Genomic DNA, 16716 nt, shown 5'->3' on the forward strand with positions numbered 1-16716 from the left:
GTGTGCTGACAGACGCGCTGGCGGTCAACTTATGCCCATGGCGGACCTGCCGCCCATTCTCGGCGCAGTGCTTCTATAAAACGGCGCACCTTGGGCGAGACGTGACGGCGGGTGGGGTAAACTGCGGTGATTGGCAGTTCTTGGCGGTGTTGCGCCTGCAGGACAGGCACAAGGCGACCCCGCTTTATATCTTCGCCGACGAGGAAAGCCCCAAGCTGGGCAATGCCAAGACTGTTGAGCGCTGCATCGCGAATGGCTTCGGTGTTATTGAGCCTTAAGTTCCCCTGAACGGCAACGTCACGTAGCTCGTCACCGATCTGGTAACGCCATGGCACTGGCGCGTTTGCATAGGTGAATACAATCTTCTTGTGATGCTGGAGATCGTCTAGACCTTGCGGGGTTCCGTGCTGTTGCAGATAGGCCGGTGAGGCGCAGGTGATAAGATGGTGGGGGGCGAGAACCTGTCGGATCAATCCACTGTCAGTCGGTCCACCAATGCGAACGGCGACATCAATTCCATCGCTGACGAGATCGCAATAATCGTCTGAGAATGTGATGTCTGCTTCCAACTCTGGCCAGTCAGCCAAAAATCGGTGAAGCACGGGCAGCACGTGCAATCGACCAAAAGCCGTTGGCACATCAAGGCGAAGTCGGCCCTTGGGGACTTGATTGCGCTCAGCCAGTATCGCCTCCGCATCATCGACCTCGCACAGGATGCGCAGCGCGTGGTCATAAAACAGTCGGCCTTCCTCGGTCAGGCTGACACTGCGCGTTGTACGGTGGACCAAACGGGTGGCGAGGTTTTCTTCAAGCCGGGCAATGCTCTTTCCGACGGCTGATCGCGTGACGCCTAGCTTCTCGGCAGCCTGGGTAAAGCTTGCTGTGTCTGCAACACGAACAAAGGCCAGCACATCACCAAAATGATCAAGCATTGTATCCAAATTGTCCCATCTGTTGCCGATTTCAATCACTTTATCAATTTATCAGACCCAGTAAAGACTGCACTCACGCTGGGGCGCAGTTCTTTCGCCTTCGATAAGAGGTAGCCGATATGGATATGATGACTGAATCAGAACAGACGACGAAATATGGAGGATGGGCATCGGTCTATGTGGTGGGCCTCACGACTTTCGCGGTCGTGACAACAGAAATGCTGCCTGTCGGCCTCATGACCGCAATTGCAAGGGCAATGGATGTTTCAGTCGGAACCGCCGGATTTATAATCTCGGCCCCTGCAATCCTTGCAGCATTCTTTGCCCCTGTTGTCGTTGCCATAGCGGGCGACATTGACAGACGGAAAATTCTTGCTGGTCTTCTCACTGTGTTGACTGTCGCCAATATTGCCTCGGCCATTGCCCCATCCTTCCAATGGCTCCTTGTCGCGCGGGTCGCCGTTGGGTTTTGTATGGGCGGTATATGGGCTGTTGCCGGAGGACTTGCACCGCGACTGGCGCCAGCCCAATCCGTTGGAGTGGCGACGGCAATCATTTTTGGTGGCGTCGCCGCCGCGTCGGTGATGGGTGTGCCGCTTGGCGCCATGATTGGGGATGCCGCCGGGTGGCGATGGGCATTTGGCACAATGGCAGGGTTCAGTGCGACCGTGCTCGGTCTTAGTCTGTTGGTTTTACCTGCTTTGCCGGTTAATCAGTCTATCGGGTTCAGCAAATTTACAGCTGTGTTAAAGCACAGGCTGGTTCAGCTTGGGTTGATCCTTACGCTGCTGCTCGTCGCAGGACATTTTATGGCCTACACGTTCATAGGGCCGCTTTTACGAACAGTCTCCGGGGTTGCGCCCGAATGGATCGCTGCGCTGTTATTCATTTATGGGGCGGCGGGAATTGTGGGAAATTTTCTGGCAGGCACGATGGCCGCAAAGAGGCTCGGATTAACTCTCGGGTCAATTATTATTGGTCTTTCAGCGGCAATCCTGGGGTTTGCCGTTCTGGGCGAGACACCCGCTACAACTCTCGGACTCCTCGTTTTATGGGGGCTGGCCTATGGCGGTGTTTCCGTCACTTTACAGATATGGATGATGAAAGCCGCACCATCTGCCATTGAGATCGTGACCGCGCTTTTCGTCTCTATCTTCAACATTGGCATTGCAGCCGGATCGTTTCTTGGTGGGCTAACTGTCGACCACTTCGATCTGCATGCAAACCTTCTTTTTGCTGCCATTTTACCCGCTTTTGCGCTGCTTCTCATGTTCGTTCTTCAACGGAGAGACTGAATTGACCTATGATATTTTTGAACTTGGCGACATCCAGTTACAATCAAAACGCTGCATCCGCGATGCGAAGCTGGCTTATAAAACCTATGGCACTCTGGCTCCTGCCAAGGACAACGTTATCCTTTATCCGACGTCCTTTGCCGCCACACATGATGATGCAGCATGGCTAATCGGTCCGGGAAGGGCGCTTGATTGTGATAAATATTTTATCATTGTGCCCGATATGTTTGGGAACAGCCTATCCAGTTCTCCCAGCAATACGCCAGCGCCAGCGGGCGCAAGCCGCTTTCCGACGGTGACGATCCACGACAATGTCAAACAACAACACCGCCTTTTGACCGAAAGGTTTGGCATTGAGACGATACATCTCGCCATAGGCTGGTCTTTGGGCGGTGCGCAGGCGTTCGAATGGGCGGCGGCTTTCCCCGATATGGTAAAACGCCTCTTTGCTTTTCAAAGTGCTGCCCGCACATCGCGACATTTTTATCTGTTCTTTGAGAGTGTGCGCGCTGCAATCGAGTTGGATGCCAGTTTTAAGAAAGGCTTTTATACAAAACCACCCCACCGTGGGCTGCGTGTCGCCGCCCGTATCTATGCGGCATGGGGCTTTTCGCAGGCATTCTTCCGGCAGCGGTTGGACGAAAAGGCGTTGGGCTATGCATCGCTTGATGACTTCCTCATCGACTTCTGGGAGGGGTGGTTTTTAAAACGGGATGCAAACGACATCCTGTCCCATCTGTGGACCGGGCAGCATGCCGACATCAGCGCAAACGAAAAATACCTCGGCGATCTCAGCAAGGCGCTGGCCGCAATCCAAGCCGACACGATCATTATGCCTGCATCCAGTGATCTGTATTTTCCAGTTGACGATGCTGTCCGGGAAGCGTCGCAAATTTCGAAGGCGGAACTGCGGGTCCTGGAATCTGTCTGGGGGCATGTGGCTGGCGAAGGAATGAACGATGATGATACTGCGGTCATTGAGCGTGCCATCACCGACTTGTTGAGCCGATGATACCTCAATGAGGTTGGACATCCGCGCGATTTTCGTTCGACAACAGCGGATACTTGTGGGTCGCAGATACCAGGCCGACAAGTATCCTTCTTTCGGGCACGCGAGGGTTGTTTTGAGATGTACTTCGCCTGTCTTTTGCTCGCGCCTGAGTCGGCGTATCTGTCTTATAAAATTGAAATACTTATATTTTACTCCCATCGTCGAATGAATGCGAAAGCTAAACAGCTCAAATTCGTGATGGCTTAAACAGAATGCCGATTTCCTCTGCCATAAGATCAGAACAATTTGCTTTACGTACCTCAAACTCGACGCTAAGATCGTTCACGTGACGCTTTGGGAGGAGTTCACATGCGATCAAATATGGGATCACTGATAAGCCGTAATGCGCCTTGTTCAGACAACGCTGTCTTTGGCGTGCGCGCATGAGTGCGACTGAGAAAGAGAACGCTGTTCCGCTTCTCGAAGCGGTATCGCTGTCGAAGTCTTTCGGGCCGGTTCAGGTTCTCAAGAATATCAACCTGAAAATTTACGGCGGCGAAGTTCACGCGATTATCGGCGAAAACGGCGCTGGCAAATCGACATTGATGAAGCTTCTTGCCGGTAATGAGCGTCCGACCAGTGGCGAAATTCGCGTTGATGGCAAGCCGATAGCTTTTTCGAACCCGGTGGAGGCCGAGGCGCAGGGTATCGTGCTCGTGCATCAGGAAATTCTGCTGGCGCCTGATCTCACCGTAGCGCAAAACATCTATTTAGGTCGTGAGCTTTCTAACGGGCTTGTTGTCGATGATAAATCGATGCGCGAGGGCGCGCGCAAAGCCATTCGTGATCTTGGTGCTGATATTGATCCTGATATCATCGTGGGCCGTTTGTCGATAGCGCAACGTCAACTGGTGCAGATTGCCCGCGTGCTGCTTGTCCCCCATCGCGTTGTGATTTTCGACGAGCCAACAGCATCGCTGACGCCGGTTGAAACCGAAGCACTGCTGAAGGTTATTTGCGATATTCGCGCCAAGGGCGTTGCCGTTCTTTACATCTCCCACCGCCTGCCGGAAGTGAAAGAAATTTCTGATCGGGTCACGGTTCTGCGCGATGGAACGCTCGTTGCTGCTCACATGACGTCCGAGCTTCAGCCAAATGATATGGCGCGCCTGATGGTTGGCCGTGACGTTGCCAAGCTTTATCCGGACAGATCCACCCAGCATGGGCAGGAAAAGTTGCTTGAGGTCGAAGATTTCAGCGTTCCGGGTTATGTCAAAACAGCAAGTTTCACCCTGAGCCGCGGCGAAATTCTGGGCTTTGCAGGTCTCGTTGGTGCGGGGCGTACCGAGCTTATGGAGGCGGTTGTCGGCCTTCGGCCCGGTAAGGGGCAGGTTCGCCACAATGGCAGGGCAGTCAATTTCCATAATGCGCATGAAAGTTTGTCTGCGGGGATCGCTTATCTGAGTGAGGACCGAAAAGGCAAAGGCTTGTTGCTTGGCAAAGACCTTGGCATCAATCTGACATTGGCATCGATCCGCAAGTTTGTCCGCGGTTTGCAGATCGACCGGCAAAAGGAGCGTGTGGCGCTCGATGATGCGATCAAGGAATTTGATATTCGCACAGGCCGCAAGGATATTCTGGCCGGTCAACTTTCCGGCGGAAATCAGCAAAAGTTGCTGCTGGCCAAGATGATGATGCTCAATCCCTCTATTGTCATCATTGATGAACCAACACGTGGCATCGACGTGGGCACGAAAGAGCAGATTTATCAATTCATCGCCAATCTGGCCGATGAAGGAAAATCGATCATCGTTGTTTCGTCTGAAATGCCAGAATTGATCGGTATATGTGATCGTATCGTCGTCATGCGTGAGGGCCGTATTGCCGGTGAGGTGACCGGTGAGCGCATGAACGAGCATGATATTGTTGTCCTTGCAACAGGCGTCAGCACGCAAGCAGCATAGATAAAAAGGGGAGTGAATGACTGACGTAGTGAATGACAAGAGCAAAGCGCCGAAGACGTCAAAAGACTGGGATTTAAGGGCGATCGCGCCTTTTATTGCGCTGCTTTTGCTGCTTGTTCTCGGAACGCTTGCCAATCCGAATTTCATCAGCATCGACAATTTGCTGAATGTTGCAACGCGCAGTGCTTTCATCGCAATCATTGCGCTGGGCGCGACTTATGTCATCTCATCGGGAGGGCTTGACCTCTCGGTTGGTGCCATGGCTGCCTTTGTCGGCAGCATCATGATTTTGTTCATGAATAGCGGCGTTATTGCCGATCCGGTGATGATGTTGATCGCGGCCGTGCTTTTGGCCGTGGTTGTGGGTGCGCTGTGCGGGCTGACCAACGGATTGATCACCACTCTAGGCGGAATTGAGCCCTTTATCGCAACACTTGGCACGATGGGCATCTATCGCGGTCTGACGACATGGCTGTCGCAGGGCGGGGCTATTACGCTGCGCAATCCAGAGATCCAGTCGCTTTACCGTCCTGTTTATTTCGGTGATGTGTTTGGTGTGCCAATTCCGGTCATTGCGATTTTCGTAACGGCAGCAATTGCGGCCTTTGTGCTCTATCGCACGCGCTATGGACGGCATGTCATTGCGGTCGGCTCCAGCGAAGATGTCGCGCGCTATTCGGGTATTTCTGTCAGGCGCGTTCGCACCATTGCTTATGTTGTGCAGGGCCTTTGCGTGGCTGTCGCCGTCTTGCTTTATGTTCCACGACTGGGTTCGACTTCCGCCACGACCGGCATGTTGTGGGAGCTTCAGGCAATTACAGCCGTTGTGGTTGGCGGTACGGCTTTGCGCGGTGGCGTGGGGCGCGTCTGGGGCACGATCTGCGGCGCCTTCATTCTCGAAATCGTCGGTAATATCATGCTGCTTTCCAACTTCATCAGCGAATATCTGATCGGCGCCATTCAAGGTGCGATCATCATTATCGCTATGTTGGTGCAACGCTCGCTCTCGCGACGATGAAATGCCGGGGTGCGATGTCAGGTATGTCACACCCCGAATGACAAGTTTGACAGGATTGAAGGGGCGGTCCGGTCACAAAGGGTAAAGCCCCCGACCACTTGGGAGGAAAAAATGCGAGGAAAGTTTTTAAGTCTGGCTTTTGCTGCTTTGACAGCCGGAGCTGTGGCCGTCACCGGCATGGCAAGCGCTCAGGACAAGAAGGTAACGATCGGCGTCTCGATTCCTGCTGCGGATCATGGCTGGACCGCTGGTGTCGTCTATCATGCGGATCGTGTGGCCAAGCTTTTGATGCAAGAGCATCCGGGGCTTAACGTGATCGTCAAGACATCGCCCGATGCTGCCAGTCAGGCAAATGCGTTGCAGGATCTTGCCGTTCAGGGGCTTGATGGGCTTGTCGTCTTGCCGACCGATCCTGATCCACTGGTCAATGCAATCAAGGAAATCAAGGACAAGGGTACTTTTGTTGCGCTTGTTGACCGTGCGCCAAGCAATAACGACAATTCGATCCGCGATCTTTACGTCGCGGGCAACAATCCGGCGCTCGGACAGGTTGCAGGCGAATATATCGCTAAAAATATGCCCGATGCTCAGGTTGTGGTCATTCGCGGTATGCCGATCCCGATCGATCAGCAGCGTCAGGACGGCTTTGACAAGGGTATTGAAGGCTCCAACGTCAAGGTCCTTGATCGCCAGTATGGCAACTGGAATCGCGATGATGCTTTCCGCGTGATGCAGGACTTCCTGACCAAATATCCGAAGATCGATGTCGTCTGGTGTCAAGATGACGACATGGCAGTTGGTGTGCTTGAGGCCATCAAACAGGCCAATCGTGATGATATTCAGTATGTTATCGGTGGCGCGGGTTCCAAGGACATGATCAAGAAAGTCATGGACGGCGACAAGCTCATGCCGGTTGATGTGCTTTATCCGCCTGCGATGGTTTCAACAGCCATGCAGCTGGTAGCCGGTCACTTCTACGATCAGATTCCGGTCAGCGGCGAGTATATTCTCGATGCAACACTGATCACCAAGGACAATGCCGAGCAGTTCTACTTCCCGGATTCACCGTTCTAATATTCAAATGCGCGCCCGGTTCACGGGCGCGCGGTTGCACAAATTCAATAAAGTTGCGTTCGATTTGGAGGACTTTTGATGAAAACGATCAAGGGGCCGGGGATTTTTCTCGGGCAGTTTGCTGGCGATGAAGCGCCATTTAATACATGGGATGGCATTACCAAATGGGCTGCGGAAAAGGGCTATGCGGGTGTGCAGGTGCCGACCTGGGCAAGCCAGTTGATCGATCTTAAAAAGGCTTCCGAATCCAAAGATTACTGTGACGAATTTGCCGGTGTCGCGCGTGAAAACGGCGTGGAAGTGACAGAGCTTTCCACCCATCTGCAAGGTCAACTTGTTGCTGTTCATCCGGCCTATGATGAAGCATTTGATGGTTTTGCTGTGCCGGAAGTGCGCGGTAATCCCAAAGCCCGTCAGGCATGGGCGGTTGAGCAGGTGAAGATGGCCATCCGCGCCTCGCGCAATTTGGGCATTGGCGCTCATGCAACATTCTCAGGTGCTTTGGCGTGGCCGTTTATCTACCCATGGCCGCAGCGTCCCGCTGGTCTGGTTGAGACTGCTTTTGACGAATTGGCACGCCGCTGGTTACCGATCCTTGATCATGCAGATGAGCATGGGGTAGACATCTGCTACGAAATCCATCCGGGCGAAGACCTGCATGACGGTGTGACGTTTGAAATGTTCCTTGAGCGGGTGAAGAACCACCCGCGTGCGAACATGCTTTATGATCCGTCGCATTATGTGCTGCAATGTCTGGATTATCTCGACAATATCGACATTTACAAAGACCGTATCAAGATGTTCCACGTCAAGGATGCCGAGTTTAATCCGACAGGTCGGCAGGGTGTCTATGGCGGTTATCAGGGCTGGGTTAATCGCGCTGGCCGTTTCCGTTCGCTGGGTGACGGACAGGTTGATTTTGGCGCAGTGTTCTCGAAAATGGCTGCCAATGATTTCGATGGCTGGGCGGTTGTTGAGTGGGAATGTGCGCTCAAGCATCCTGAAGATGGTGCGCGTGAAGGTGCGGAGTTTGTGAAACACCATATCATTCGCGTGACGGAAAAAGCCTTTGATGATTTTGCCGCTGGCGGAACCGATGATGCAGCCAACCGGCGTATGCTCGGACTTTGAGGAAACACGATGACCATTGAAGCAAAAACCAAAGAAACCGCCAATCCACGCATTCGTTTGGGTATGGTTGGCGGTGGTGCCGGTGCGTTTATCGGCGGTGTGCATCGTATGGCATCCCGTCTCGATAACCGCTTTGAACTGGTGGCCGGCGCATTGTCCTCCTCGCCTGAAAAGGCACAAGTTTCGGGACGCGAACTTGGGCTTGCGGAAGATCGTATTTACTCAAGCTATAAGGAAATGGCGATCCGCGAAGCACGCCTTAAGAATGGCATTGAAGCGGTGGCGATCGTGACGCCAAACCACGTGCATTACGATGCGGCAAAGGAGTTTCTGCGCCGCGGCATTCATGTGATTTGCGACAAGCCGCTGACCTCGACTTTGGCTGATGCAAAGAAGCTCAAGAAAGTGGCCGATGAGAGCGGCGCATTGTTTGTGCTTACGCATAATTACACCGGCTATCCGATGGTTCGTCAGGCGCGTGAGATGATCGCTAATGGTGAGCTTGGCGATCTGCGCGTTGTGCAGGTGGAATATGCGCAGGACTGGCTCACCGAAGCGGTTGAGGAAACAGGTGCCAAGGGGGCTGTCTGGCGCACCGATCCGGCGCAATCCGGTCTTGGTGGCGCAACGGGTGATATCGGTACCCATGCGTTCAACCTTGCATCCTTTGTCACCGGCCTGACGCTGGACAGCCTGGCGGCTGATCTCGATAGCTTTGTTGCGGGGCGTCGTCTTGACGATAATGCCCATGTGATGCTGCGTTTTGCAGGTGGTGCTAAGGGTATGCTCTGGTGCAGTCAGGTGGCACCGGGCAATGAAAATGCGCTGCGGCTGCGTGTTTATGGCACCAAAGGCGGCATTGAATGGGCGCAGGAAGATCCAAACCGGCTGTGGTTTACACCGTTTGGTGAACAGAAGCGCCTAATCACCCGTGGTGGTGCGGGTGTCGGGGATGCCGCAACACGTGTCACGCGTATTCCGAGCGGTCATCCGGAAGGCTATCTTGAAGCTTTTGCGACGATCTACAGTGAAGCTGCCAATGCTATTCAGGCGCGACGCGACAATACAAAACCTGAGAGTGCGGTGATCTATCCGACTGTCGATGATGGCGTGAAGGGCGTTGCCTTCATTGACGCTTGCGTGCGATCGTCTAATAAAAATGGCGGATGGGTCAGTCTTTGACATGAAATAAAACCGAAAAAACGCCGTCCTTTTGGGCGGCGTTTTTGCTATGTCGTCAAAGCTTGTTGGATGACACAGCTCATCTGCCGTAGAAAAGCCATCTTGATTTCATGTTTGTCCGAAATGTGCCTGATAAAGCCAACCAGTTTTCGGTCGTCGCTGTAGGGTGCGCGAATTCAATACCGTTCGAAAGCGTGTACCATGCAGAAATTCCGTCCTGTGATTGCCAGCGGACCGCTGTGCCTTTTAACGGCACTTTATGTGCTCATTTTTACAAACACATCGTTCTGGCGCGCGGCCGGAAATTTTTATGCCGATTCACCGCTCAGGCTTGCAGGCATAGTCGTCGTTGTTTTGCTGCTTTATGTGGCACTTTTTGTTTTGTTTTCCGCGAAATATGTCATCAAGCCGATGCTGATATTTTTCATATTGGTCGCGGCTGGCGGTTCTTACTTCACAGATACCTTTGGCACAATTATCGATAAATATGTCATTGAAGCGGCGCTGACGACAACGCAGGCTGAATCCGGCGCACTGCTTACGCCAAGCTTTATGTGGCACATGTTTCTTTACGGTGTTGTGCCTTCTTTATTCATCGTATGGGTTCGCGTTAAACATCGACCCATTCTGGGTAAATTGCTGGTCAATACAGGCGTTATCCTAAGTTGCGTCATAGCATCGCTTGTCATCATTGGTACGAATTACGCGGCTTATTCATCGATGTTTCGTGAGCATGGTGCTGATATCATGCAAAAGCTTATGCCAAGCACACCGATTGCCAGCACGATCCAATATGTATCGCATGTTTATAAAAACCGCTCTATTGTGATGGAGCCGCTTGGGTTGGATGCGCGGCAGGCGCTGACGCAATTGCCGGGAGGCAAAAAGCTTGTCACCGTTGTCGTCGTGGGCGAAACAGCACGTGCGCAGAATTTCAGCCTCAATGGCTATGCGCGGGAAACCAATCCTGAATTGAAGCAGCGCGACGTTATTGCCTTCACCGATACGACGAGTTGTGGCACGGAAACCTCTGTGTCTGTGCCTTGCATGTTTTCGCCTTTCACCCGCAAGGATTATTCCAATACGAAATTTCGCGGTTCGGAAAACCTGATGGATGTGCTTAAACATGCAGGTGTCGACGTGAGCTGGTATGAGAATAATACCGGCAGCAAGGGCGTTGCCGAGCGGATCAAACTCATTGATTTGCAGGGTGCACAAGACAAGCGTTACTGCGACGGCGGCGAATGCATTGATCAGATTCTGGTCGATAATTTGTCAAAGGCACTGGATGACATATCGCAAAATACGACGATCGTTCTGCATATGACGGGCAGTCACGGTCCGGCTTATTATCGCCGCTATCCGGCGGAATATGCAGGTTTTACGCCGGATTGCCGCTCGAATGATTTCGCAAAATGCTCGCGGGAAGAAATTGTCAACGCCTATGACAATTCGATCCTCTATACGGATCATATTCTCTCGGAGATCATCGATCTTCTCAAAGCGCATGAGGACAAGCTTGCACCCGCGATGATTTATATGTCTGATCATGGCGAGTCGCTTGGCGAAGACGGTCTTTACCTTCACGCCGCGCCCTATTTCATCGCGCCATCGCAGCAGACGCATGTTCCCTTCATTACATGGTTTGCGCCTGATTATGTCGCGGATATGGGACTCAATCTTGTTTGTCTGCGCAAGACAGCGGGCGAGCCATCATCGCATGATAATCTGTTTCATACTGTGCTCGGCATGATGGCGGTAAAGACGTCGGCTTATGATCAGAAACTTGATCGATTTGCGGCCTGCCGGACACCGCATAATGTCGTGTTGCAAGAGCCGCAGGGATCAAAGAGCTAAAGAGAGCTTTGCGTGTCTGAAAGTCTTTCGAAGTTTAAAAGAAAACCCCGCTCATTGAGCGGGGTTTTCTGTTTTGCGTATGATTAAACGTAGCGGTTGACCACGTTTTCCAGATATTCCTGACGGCCAGATTTTGGCTGCGGATTGATATCCTTTGCTTCGACTTCTGACGTGATTTGCTCCAGCGATAGGCCCGTTGCAAGCTTTTTGCCAAAATCGCTCGACCATCCTGCATAACGCTCATCGAGAGGCTTGGACAGCGCGCCGTCTTCCAGCATACGAGCGGCAGCCTTGAGGCCGCGGGCGCAGCAATCCATGCCGCCGATGTGGCCAATCAGAAGATCCTGTGGATCAAGCGACTGACGGCGCAGTTTGGCGTCGAAATTGGTGCCACCATTCTTGAAGCCGCCGTCGAGCAGAACCTGATAATAGGCCAGCGCCATTTCCGGCACATTGTTCGGGAACTGATCCGTGTCCCAGCCCGACTGATAGTCGTTGCGGTTCATATCGATAGACCCGAGAATACCGAGGCTGCGGGCCAGTGCCAGTTCATGCTCGAACGAATGGCCTGCAAGGATGGCATGGCCCTGTTCGATATTGACCTTCACTTCATTTTCAAGGCCATAGCGCTTGAGGAAGCCGTAAACCGTTGCCACATCATAATCATATTGATGCTTGGTTGGCTCCTGCGGCTTTGGCTCAATCAGGATCGTGCCCTTGAAGCCGATCTTGTGCTTGTACTCAACCACCAGATTGAGGAAACGGCCCATATTGTCGAGCTCGCGACCGAGATCTGTATTGAGCAGGGTTTCATAACCCTCGCGACCGCCCCAAAGCACATAATTATCACCGCCAAGGCGCTTGGTTGCATCCATACACGTTTTGACGGTAGCAGCGGCGAAGGCGAACACTTCAGGGTCGGGATTTGTTGCCGCACCTGACATATAGCGGCGGTGCGAGAAGAGATTGGCGGTGCCCCACAGAAGCTTGATGCCGGTTTCCGCCTGCTTCTTTTCAAAGATATCGACGATTGCTTCGAGGTTGCGGGTATTTTCGGCAAAGTTATTGCCTTCCGGGCGCACATCGGCATCGTGGAAGCAATAGAAAGGCGCGCCGAGAAGCGAAAAGAATTCGAATGCCACATCCGCTTTTAGCTTTGCAGCTTCAAGACCATCCTTATACCACGGGCGATCGAATGTACGCCCACCGAACGGATCGCCGCCTTCCCATGCGAATGTGTGCCAATAGGCGACCGCAAAACGCAGGTGATCTTCAAGGCGCTTGCCAAGGACGATTTCGTCCGGGTTGTAGTGGCGGAACGCCAGCGGATTATCGCTGTCTGGTCCTTCGTAACGTATTTTCTGGATGTCGCCGAAAAATCCGGTGCTCATCATGCTCCTCCAATGTTGATGTGAGTGTGCTGTGCTCTTGCTTGTTAAGCGAGTGGACGCAATGCGGGGTAAAGTGCGTGATAGCGCTGATAGGCTTCGTCATAGGACGAAAGCAGCGCCTGTTCGGGCTCGATGGTGCGGGCTGTGCGCGGTGGCGTGCAGATCGCGAAAGGATCAGCACCACTGGCAGCGATCAGCCCGAGGCGCGCCGCACCAAATGCCGCGCCAAAGTCGCCTTCTTCCGGCAGCGAAATGGGGACATTCAAGGCCGTTGCGATTGATTTAAGCCAATAGGTGGACCGTGAACCGCCGCCCACAGCGATGAGTGATTTGATCTGCGTGCCCGTCGATTGCAAGGCGACAAGATTGTCACGGATGGCAAAGGCCACGCCTTCAAGAACTGCCTGCGTCATAGCCTTGCGATCAGTCTCATGCTCAAGGCCGCTGAAAACGCCACGGATTTTTGCATCATTATAAGGCGTGCGCTCGCCGGAAAGATAAGGCAGGAATGTCACGCTGCCAGGAGCTTTGAGTGCGTCGCCAAGCTCAGTGTCGAGCGCATGCGGTGTTGCGCCTGCGATGCGGGAAAACCACTCAAGCGCGCTGGCTGCTGACAGGATAACGCCCATCTGGTGCCAAGTGTGGGGAAGCGCATGACAGAAGGCGTGAACAGCACTTTCAGGCTTCGGCTGATAAGCGCCATTGGCTGCAAACAACACGCCTGATGTGCCGAGTGAAACAAAAGCATTGCCGGGTTGAACAGTCCCCATGCCACATGCGGATGCCGCGTTGTCACCTGCGCCGCCTGCAACGACAGGCGCCTTTGAAATTCCCCAGCGCGCAGTCAGCTCCGCGCGCAAAATGCCAGTCGCGTCGCTGCCTTCGGCAAGCTTGGGCATCTGGCTTTCAGTCAGTCCCGTCTTCGAGAGAAGTTCAGCCGACCATTTTCGTGCGCCGGTATCCAGCCAGCTTGTGCCTGCGGAATCGGACATGTCGGACACATATTCGCCGGTCAGCCAGAGGCGCAGATAATCTTTTGGCAAAAGAACCATGCGGGTACGGGCAAAAATATCCGGCTCATTGCGCGCAACCCAGACGAGTTTCGGCGCTGTGAAACCCGGAAAAACGATGTTGCCGGTGATCGCACGGAAGGCTGGATCAGCATCTAATTCTGACGCTTCCTTATAGCTTCGGGTGTCATTCCAAAGAATGCAGGGGCGAAGCACCTGATCGTTTTCATCAAGCAGCGTTGCGCCATGCATCTGGCCGGAAAGGCCAATGCCTGCAATGGCTGCAAATTCCTTTGGATGGGCTGTGCGCAGGCCATCAATTGCCGTTTCGCAAGCCTTGATCCATTGTGCTGGATCCTGCTCGCTCCAGCCCGGATGCGGACGCGAAACATCAAGTTCACCATGCGCGGAGCCGATAAGCTTCTGCTCGCCATCGATCAGAAGCGCCTTTACGCCAGATGTTCCAAGATCAAGCCCGAGATACATATTTGCTCCAGTTGAATTGCCGTTTGGTCTGCGCCTCAGTCGAGCTGCGGCAGGTTGTCTTTGAGAAAAATTTCGATGCGGATATGTTCCTGCCCCTGCACAATGGCGAGGCGGTCCGCAGTGGCTTTAAGAATGCGAATGGCGCTGCGAATTTCATGACCGGCGTCCTGCGCAAGCACGGCATGAACGAGGCCGTCTTTGAGTGCCTGCGATGTAACGCCGTCGCGCTCGTGGGCGATGACCAGAGGCCGATTGTCATTGCGTGACGCTGCAAGCGCACGGACAAGTCCGCTGTTCCCGGCTCCCAAACTATAAATTCCAGCCAGATCTTTGCGTTTTGCGAGAAGATCAAGCGCAAGTTTTTCAACGCGCGCGCTTTCGTCAAAACCTTCGAGAACCGGCAGGATCGTACGCCCGGAAAAATCGGTCGCCATCGCGCTTTTGAATCCCTCAAAACGCGCCAGATGATCGTGCACTTTCAGCGAGCCAGCGATAACCGCAATGGCACCATCGGTGCCGCTCGCAAAGAGACCCAGCAAACGCGCCGCCGTGCGTCCGGCTGCAACATTATCGATGCCGACATAATGCGCGCGCGAAGAACCGCCAAGATCAGACACCAACGTGACGGCATGGATGCCTGATTCGGCCAGTCTCTTACATGCTTGACGCACCGGATCAGTATCGACGGCTACAAAAGCCACCCCATCGGGTTTGCGTTCAGCACTTTCATCCAGCGCTTTCACAAGAGCTACTTCATCAAATGCCGGAATAAGCACCAGATTGATCAGAACCCGCTCGGAATATCCACGCTCGGTGGCCGCTTCAAGCTCGCTGCGCAGGCTTTGCATGAAGGTGTTTTCGTTATCCGGTAAAATGAAATCGAACTGATAAAGCCTGCCGCGTGCGAGATTGGCAGCGCTGACATCACGCACGTAGCCAAGCGTGTTCATCGCGTCCGTTACACGCTCGCGGGTTTTCGCTCTTACGCCGGGGCGGTCGTTCAGCACACGGTCAACCGTGGCGAGACTGACGCCCGCAGTTCTGGCTATATCATGCACGGTAGGTTTCATTTTCACTCCTCGGAGCGCAACATATGAGCAAAAATGAGGTACGTAAATCAAAAAATGCTTGCTATTCATTTTTGTTTCCGTATCAATTGCACCTGAGGATGGGGTCGTGTGCTTGCGCGCGGTCCTGCTTTGGTGATCTTGGTGCATTGCACCGTGGGAGGATCAGCCAGATAAAGAATGAAGGGCCTCTTCGGAGGTCGCTTGTCGTGCCAGACTCCGGGGGCGGGTTCGTTCGGGGCGAGGTCTTTTATCAACCGGCATCAAGCCGGCGGTGATTGGAGGAAACGTGCATGAAACGTCGTAATTTTTTGACAGGCGCGCTTGTCGCAGCAGCGCTCGGTATCGGTGCCATGAGTACCACGAGCGCCTTTGCATCGCCTGAAAATCCGGTTATCGGTTTTTCTATTGACGATCTGCGCGTAGAGCGCTGGGCGCGTGACCGTGATTATTTCATCGCGGCAGCGGAAAAGCTGGGTGCCAAGGTCAATGTTCAGTCGGCTGATGGCAATGAAGAAAAGCAGGTTAAGCAGGTTGAAAACCTGATTTCGCAGGGCGTTGATGCCATCGTGATCGTACCAATGAACTCAAAGGTTTTCGATGCGGTCGTGGCGGATGCAAAGGCTTCGGGCATCAAGGTTCTTTCTTATGATCGCCTGATCCTCAACGCCGATATCGACGCTTATATTTCCTTCGACAATGAACGTGTTGGTTACATGCAGGCGGAAGCTGTGCTGAAGGAAAAGCCGGAAGGCAATTATTATCTGCTCGGCGGTTCTCCAACGGATAACAATGCGAAGCTGCTGCGTGCAGGCCAGGAAAAGGCGCTGAAGGAAGCAGTCGATTCCGGCAAAGTCAAGATTGTCGGCTCGCAGTGGGTTAAAGAATGGAGCCCGACAGAAGCGCTCTCCATCATGGAAAATGCGCTGACTGCGAACCAGAACAAGATCGACGCTGTTGTTGCTTCCAATGACGGTACTGCTGGTGGTGCAATTCAGGCACTCGCAGCACAGGGCCTTGCAGGCAAGACAGCTGTGTCGGGTCAGGACAGCGATCTGGCCGCTGTAAAGCGTCTGGTTGACGGTACACAGACCGTGACTGTTTATAAGCCGCTCAAGCTGATTGCTGAAGAAGCAGCAAAGCTCACGGTTCAGCTCGTTCGTGATGAAAAGCCTGAATTCAATGGCAAAATCGATAATGGTTCCAAGGAAGTCGACACACTTCTGCTGACGCCAACGGCTGTCACTAAAGATAATGTCGATATTTATGTAACCGATGGCTTTTACACGAAGGAACAGATCGAAGGAAAGTAAGCCTT

13 protein-coding genes are annotated in these 16716 nt (G+C 53.4%); 9 read left to right on the top strand and 4 right to left on the bottom strand.

Annotated features, from left to right (window positions below):
• Positions 1–29: 29 nt before the first annotated feature.
• On the bottom strand, positions 30–932 hold the full coding sequence (locus tag OPR82_RS12280; RefSeq protein WP_265985082.1) for a LysR family transcriptional regulator: 903 nt from the start codon (positions 930–932) through the stop codon (positions 30–32).
• A 125-nt stretch (positions 933–1057) separates the two neighbouring features.
• Between OPR82_RS12280 and OPR82_RS12285 the strand changes: the two genes are divergently transcribed.
• The 8 genes from OPR82_RS12285 (at position 1058) to OPR82_RS12320 (ending at position 11444) form a co-directional block, all read left to right on the top strand.
• Positions 1058–2227: an MFS transporter gene (locus OPR82_RS12285; protein ID WP_265985083.1), complete on the top strand. Its 1170-nt coding sequence runs from the start codon at positions 1058–1060 to the stop codon at positions 2225–2227.
• 1 nt (position 2228) lies between these two features.
• Positions 2229–3239 (top strand): alpha/beta fold hydrolase, encoded by a 1011-nt coding sequence (locus tag OPR82_RS12290; RefSeq protein ID WP_265985084.1) that lies wholly within the window; start codon positions 2229–2231, stop codon positions 3237–3239.
• A 422-nt stretch (positions 3240–3661) separates the two neighbouring features.
• A complete protein-coding gene (locus tag OPR82_RS12295) occupies positions 3662–5182 on the top strand; it encodes a sugar ABC transporter ATP-binding protein (protein ID WP_265985085.1) in 1521 nt (506 codons plus the stop codon).
• A 16-nt stretch (positions 5183–5198) separates the two neighbouring features.
• The gene (locus OPR82_RS12300) at positions 5199–6200 is read left to right on the top strand and encodes an ABC transporter permease (protein WP_265985086.1); all 1002 of its coding nucleotides are present in this window, start codon (positions 5199–5201) and stop codon (positions 6198–6200) included.
• A 111-nt stretch (positions 6201–6311) separates the two neighbouring features.
• A complete protein-coding gene (locus OPR82_RS12305; protein ID WP_265985087.1) occupies positions 6312–7274 on the top strand; it encodes a substrate-binding domain-containing protein in 963 nt (320 codons plus the stop codon).
• 78 nt (positions 7275–7352) lie between these two features.
• Positions 7353–8405, top strand: coding sequence for a sugar phosphate isomerase/epimerase family protein (locus OPR82_RS12310; RefSeq protein WP_265985088.1), 1053 nt, complete (start codon positions 7353–7355; stop codon positions 8403–8405).
• A 9-nt stretch (positions 8406–8414) separates the two neighbouring features.
• Complete coding sequence (locus OPR82_RS12315) at positions 8415–9587, top strand: Gfo/Idh/MocA family protein (RefSeq protein ID WP_265985089.1); 1173 nt, start codon at positions 8415–8417, stop codon at positions 9585–9587.
• 201 nt (positions 9588–9788) lie between these two features.
• Complete coding sequence (locus OPR82_RS12320; protein WP_265985090.1) at positions 9789–11444, top strand: phosphoethanolamine transferase; 1656 nt, start codon at positions 9789–9791, stop codon at positions 11442–11444.
• 83 nt (positions 11445–11527) lie between these two features.
• Here the strand turns inward: OPR82_RS12320 and xylA are convergent, their stop codons facing one another.
• From xylA to OPR82_RS12335, 3 genes are read right to left on the bottom strand one after another with little or no spacing between them, the layout of a single operon-like run.
• On the bottom strand, positions 11528–12835 hold the full coding sequence (gene xylA, locus OPR82_RS12325) for a xylose isomerase (RefSeq protein WP_265985091.1): 1308 nt from the start codon (positions 12833–12835) through the stop codon (positions 11528–11530).
• Positions 12836–12879: 44 nt separating this feature from the next.
• A complete protein-coding gene (gene xylB, locus OPR82_RS12330; RefSeq protein ID WP_265985092.1) occupies positions 12880–14331 on the bottom strand; it encodes a xylulokinase in 1452 nt (483 codons plus the stop codon).
• Positions 14332–14366: 35 nt separating this feature from the next.
• Positions 14367–15401, bottom strand: a complete 1035-nt coding sequence (locus OPR82_RS12335) for a LacI family DNA-binding transcriptional regulator (protein WP_265985093.1) — start codon at positions 15399–15401, stop codon at positions 14367–14369.
• A 290-nt stretch (positions 15402–15691) separates the two neighbouring features.
• On the opposite strand from OPR82_RS12335, the gene xylF reads away from it, so the two are divergent.
• Complete coding sequence (gene xylF / locus OPR82_RS12340; RefSeq protein ID WP_265985094.1) at positions 15692–16711, top strand: D-xylose ABC transporter substrate-binding protein; 1020 nt, start codon at positions 15692–15694, stop codon at positions 16709–16711.
• Positions 16712–16716: the final 5 nt, after the last annotated feature.

It is taken from the genome of Ochrobactrum chromiisoli, assembly GCF_026241335.1.
Lineage (GTDB): Bacteria > Pseudomonadota > Alphaproteobacteria > Rhizobiales > Rhizobiaceae > Brucella > Brucella chromiisoli.

Excerpts from the sequence above, each read along its gene's own strand:
- OPR82_RS12280 (WP_265985082.1), bottom strand. The coding sequence starts at position 932 with ATGCTTGATCATTTTGGTGATGTGCTGGCCTTTGTTCGTGTTGCAGAC.
- OPR82_RS12285 (WP_265985083.1), top strand. The coding sequence starts at position 1,058 with ATGATGACTGAATCAGAACAGACGACGAAATATGGAGGATGGGCATCG.
- OPR82_RS12295 (WP_265985085.1), top strand. The coding sequence starts at position 3,662 with ATGAGTGCGACTGAGAAAGAGAACGCTGTTCCGCTTCTCGAAGCGGTA.
- OPR82_RS12300 (WP_265985086.1), top strand. The coding sequence starts at position 5,199 with ATGACTGACGTAGTGAATGACAAGAGCAAAGCGCCGAAGACGTCAAAA.
- OPR82_RS12305 (WP_265985087.1), top strand. The coding sequence starts at position 6,312 with ATGCGAGGAAAGTTTTTAAGTCTGGCTTTTGCTGCTTTGACAGCCGGA.
- OPR82_RS12310 (WP_265985088.1), top strand. The coding sequence starts at position 7,353 with ATGAAAACGATCAAGGGGCCGGGGATTTTTCTCGGGCAGTTTGCTGGC.
- OPR82_RS12315 (WP_265985089.1), top strand. The coding sequence starts at position 8,415 with ATGACCATTGAAGCAAAAACCAAAGAAACCGCCAATCCACGCATTCGT.
- OPR82_RS12320 (WP_265985090.1), top strand. The coding sequence starts at position 9,789 with ATGCAGAAATTCCGTCCTGTGATTGCCAGCGGACCGCTGTGCCTTTTA.
- xylA (WP_265985091.1), bottom strand. The coding sequence starts at position 12,835 with ATGAGCACCGGATTTTTCGGCGACATCCAGAAAATACGTTACGAAGGA.
- xylB (WP_265985092.1), bottom strand. The coding sequence starts at position 14,331 with ATGTATCTCGGGCTTGATCTTGGAACATCTGGCGTAAAGGCGCTTCTG.
- OPR82_RS12335 (WP_265985093.1), bottom strand. The coding sequence starts at position 15,401 with ATGAAACCTACCGTGCATGATATAGCCAGAACTGCGGGCGTCAGTCTC.
- xylF (WP_265985094.1), top strand. The coding sequence starts at position 15,692 with ATGAAACGTCGTAATTTTTTGACAGGCGCGCTTGTCGCAGCAGCGCTC.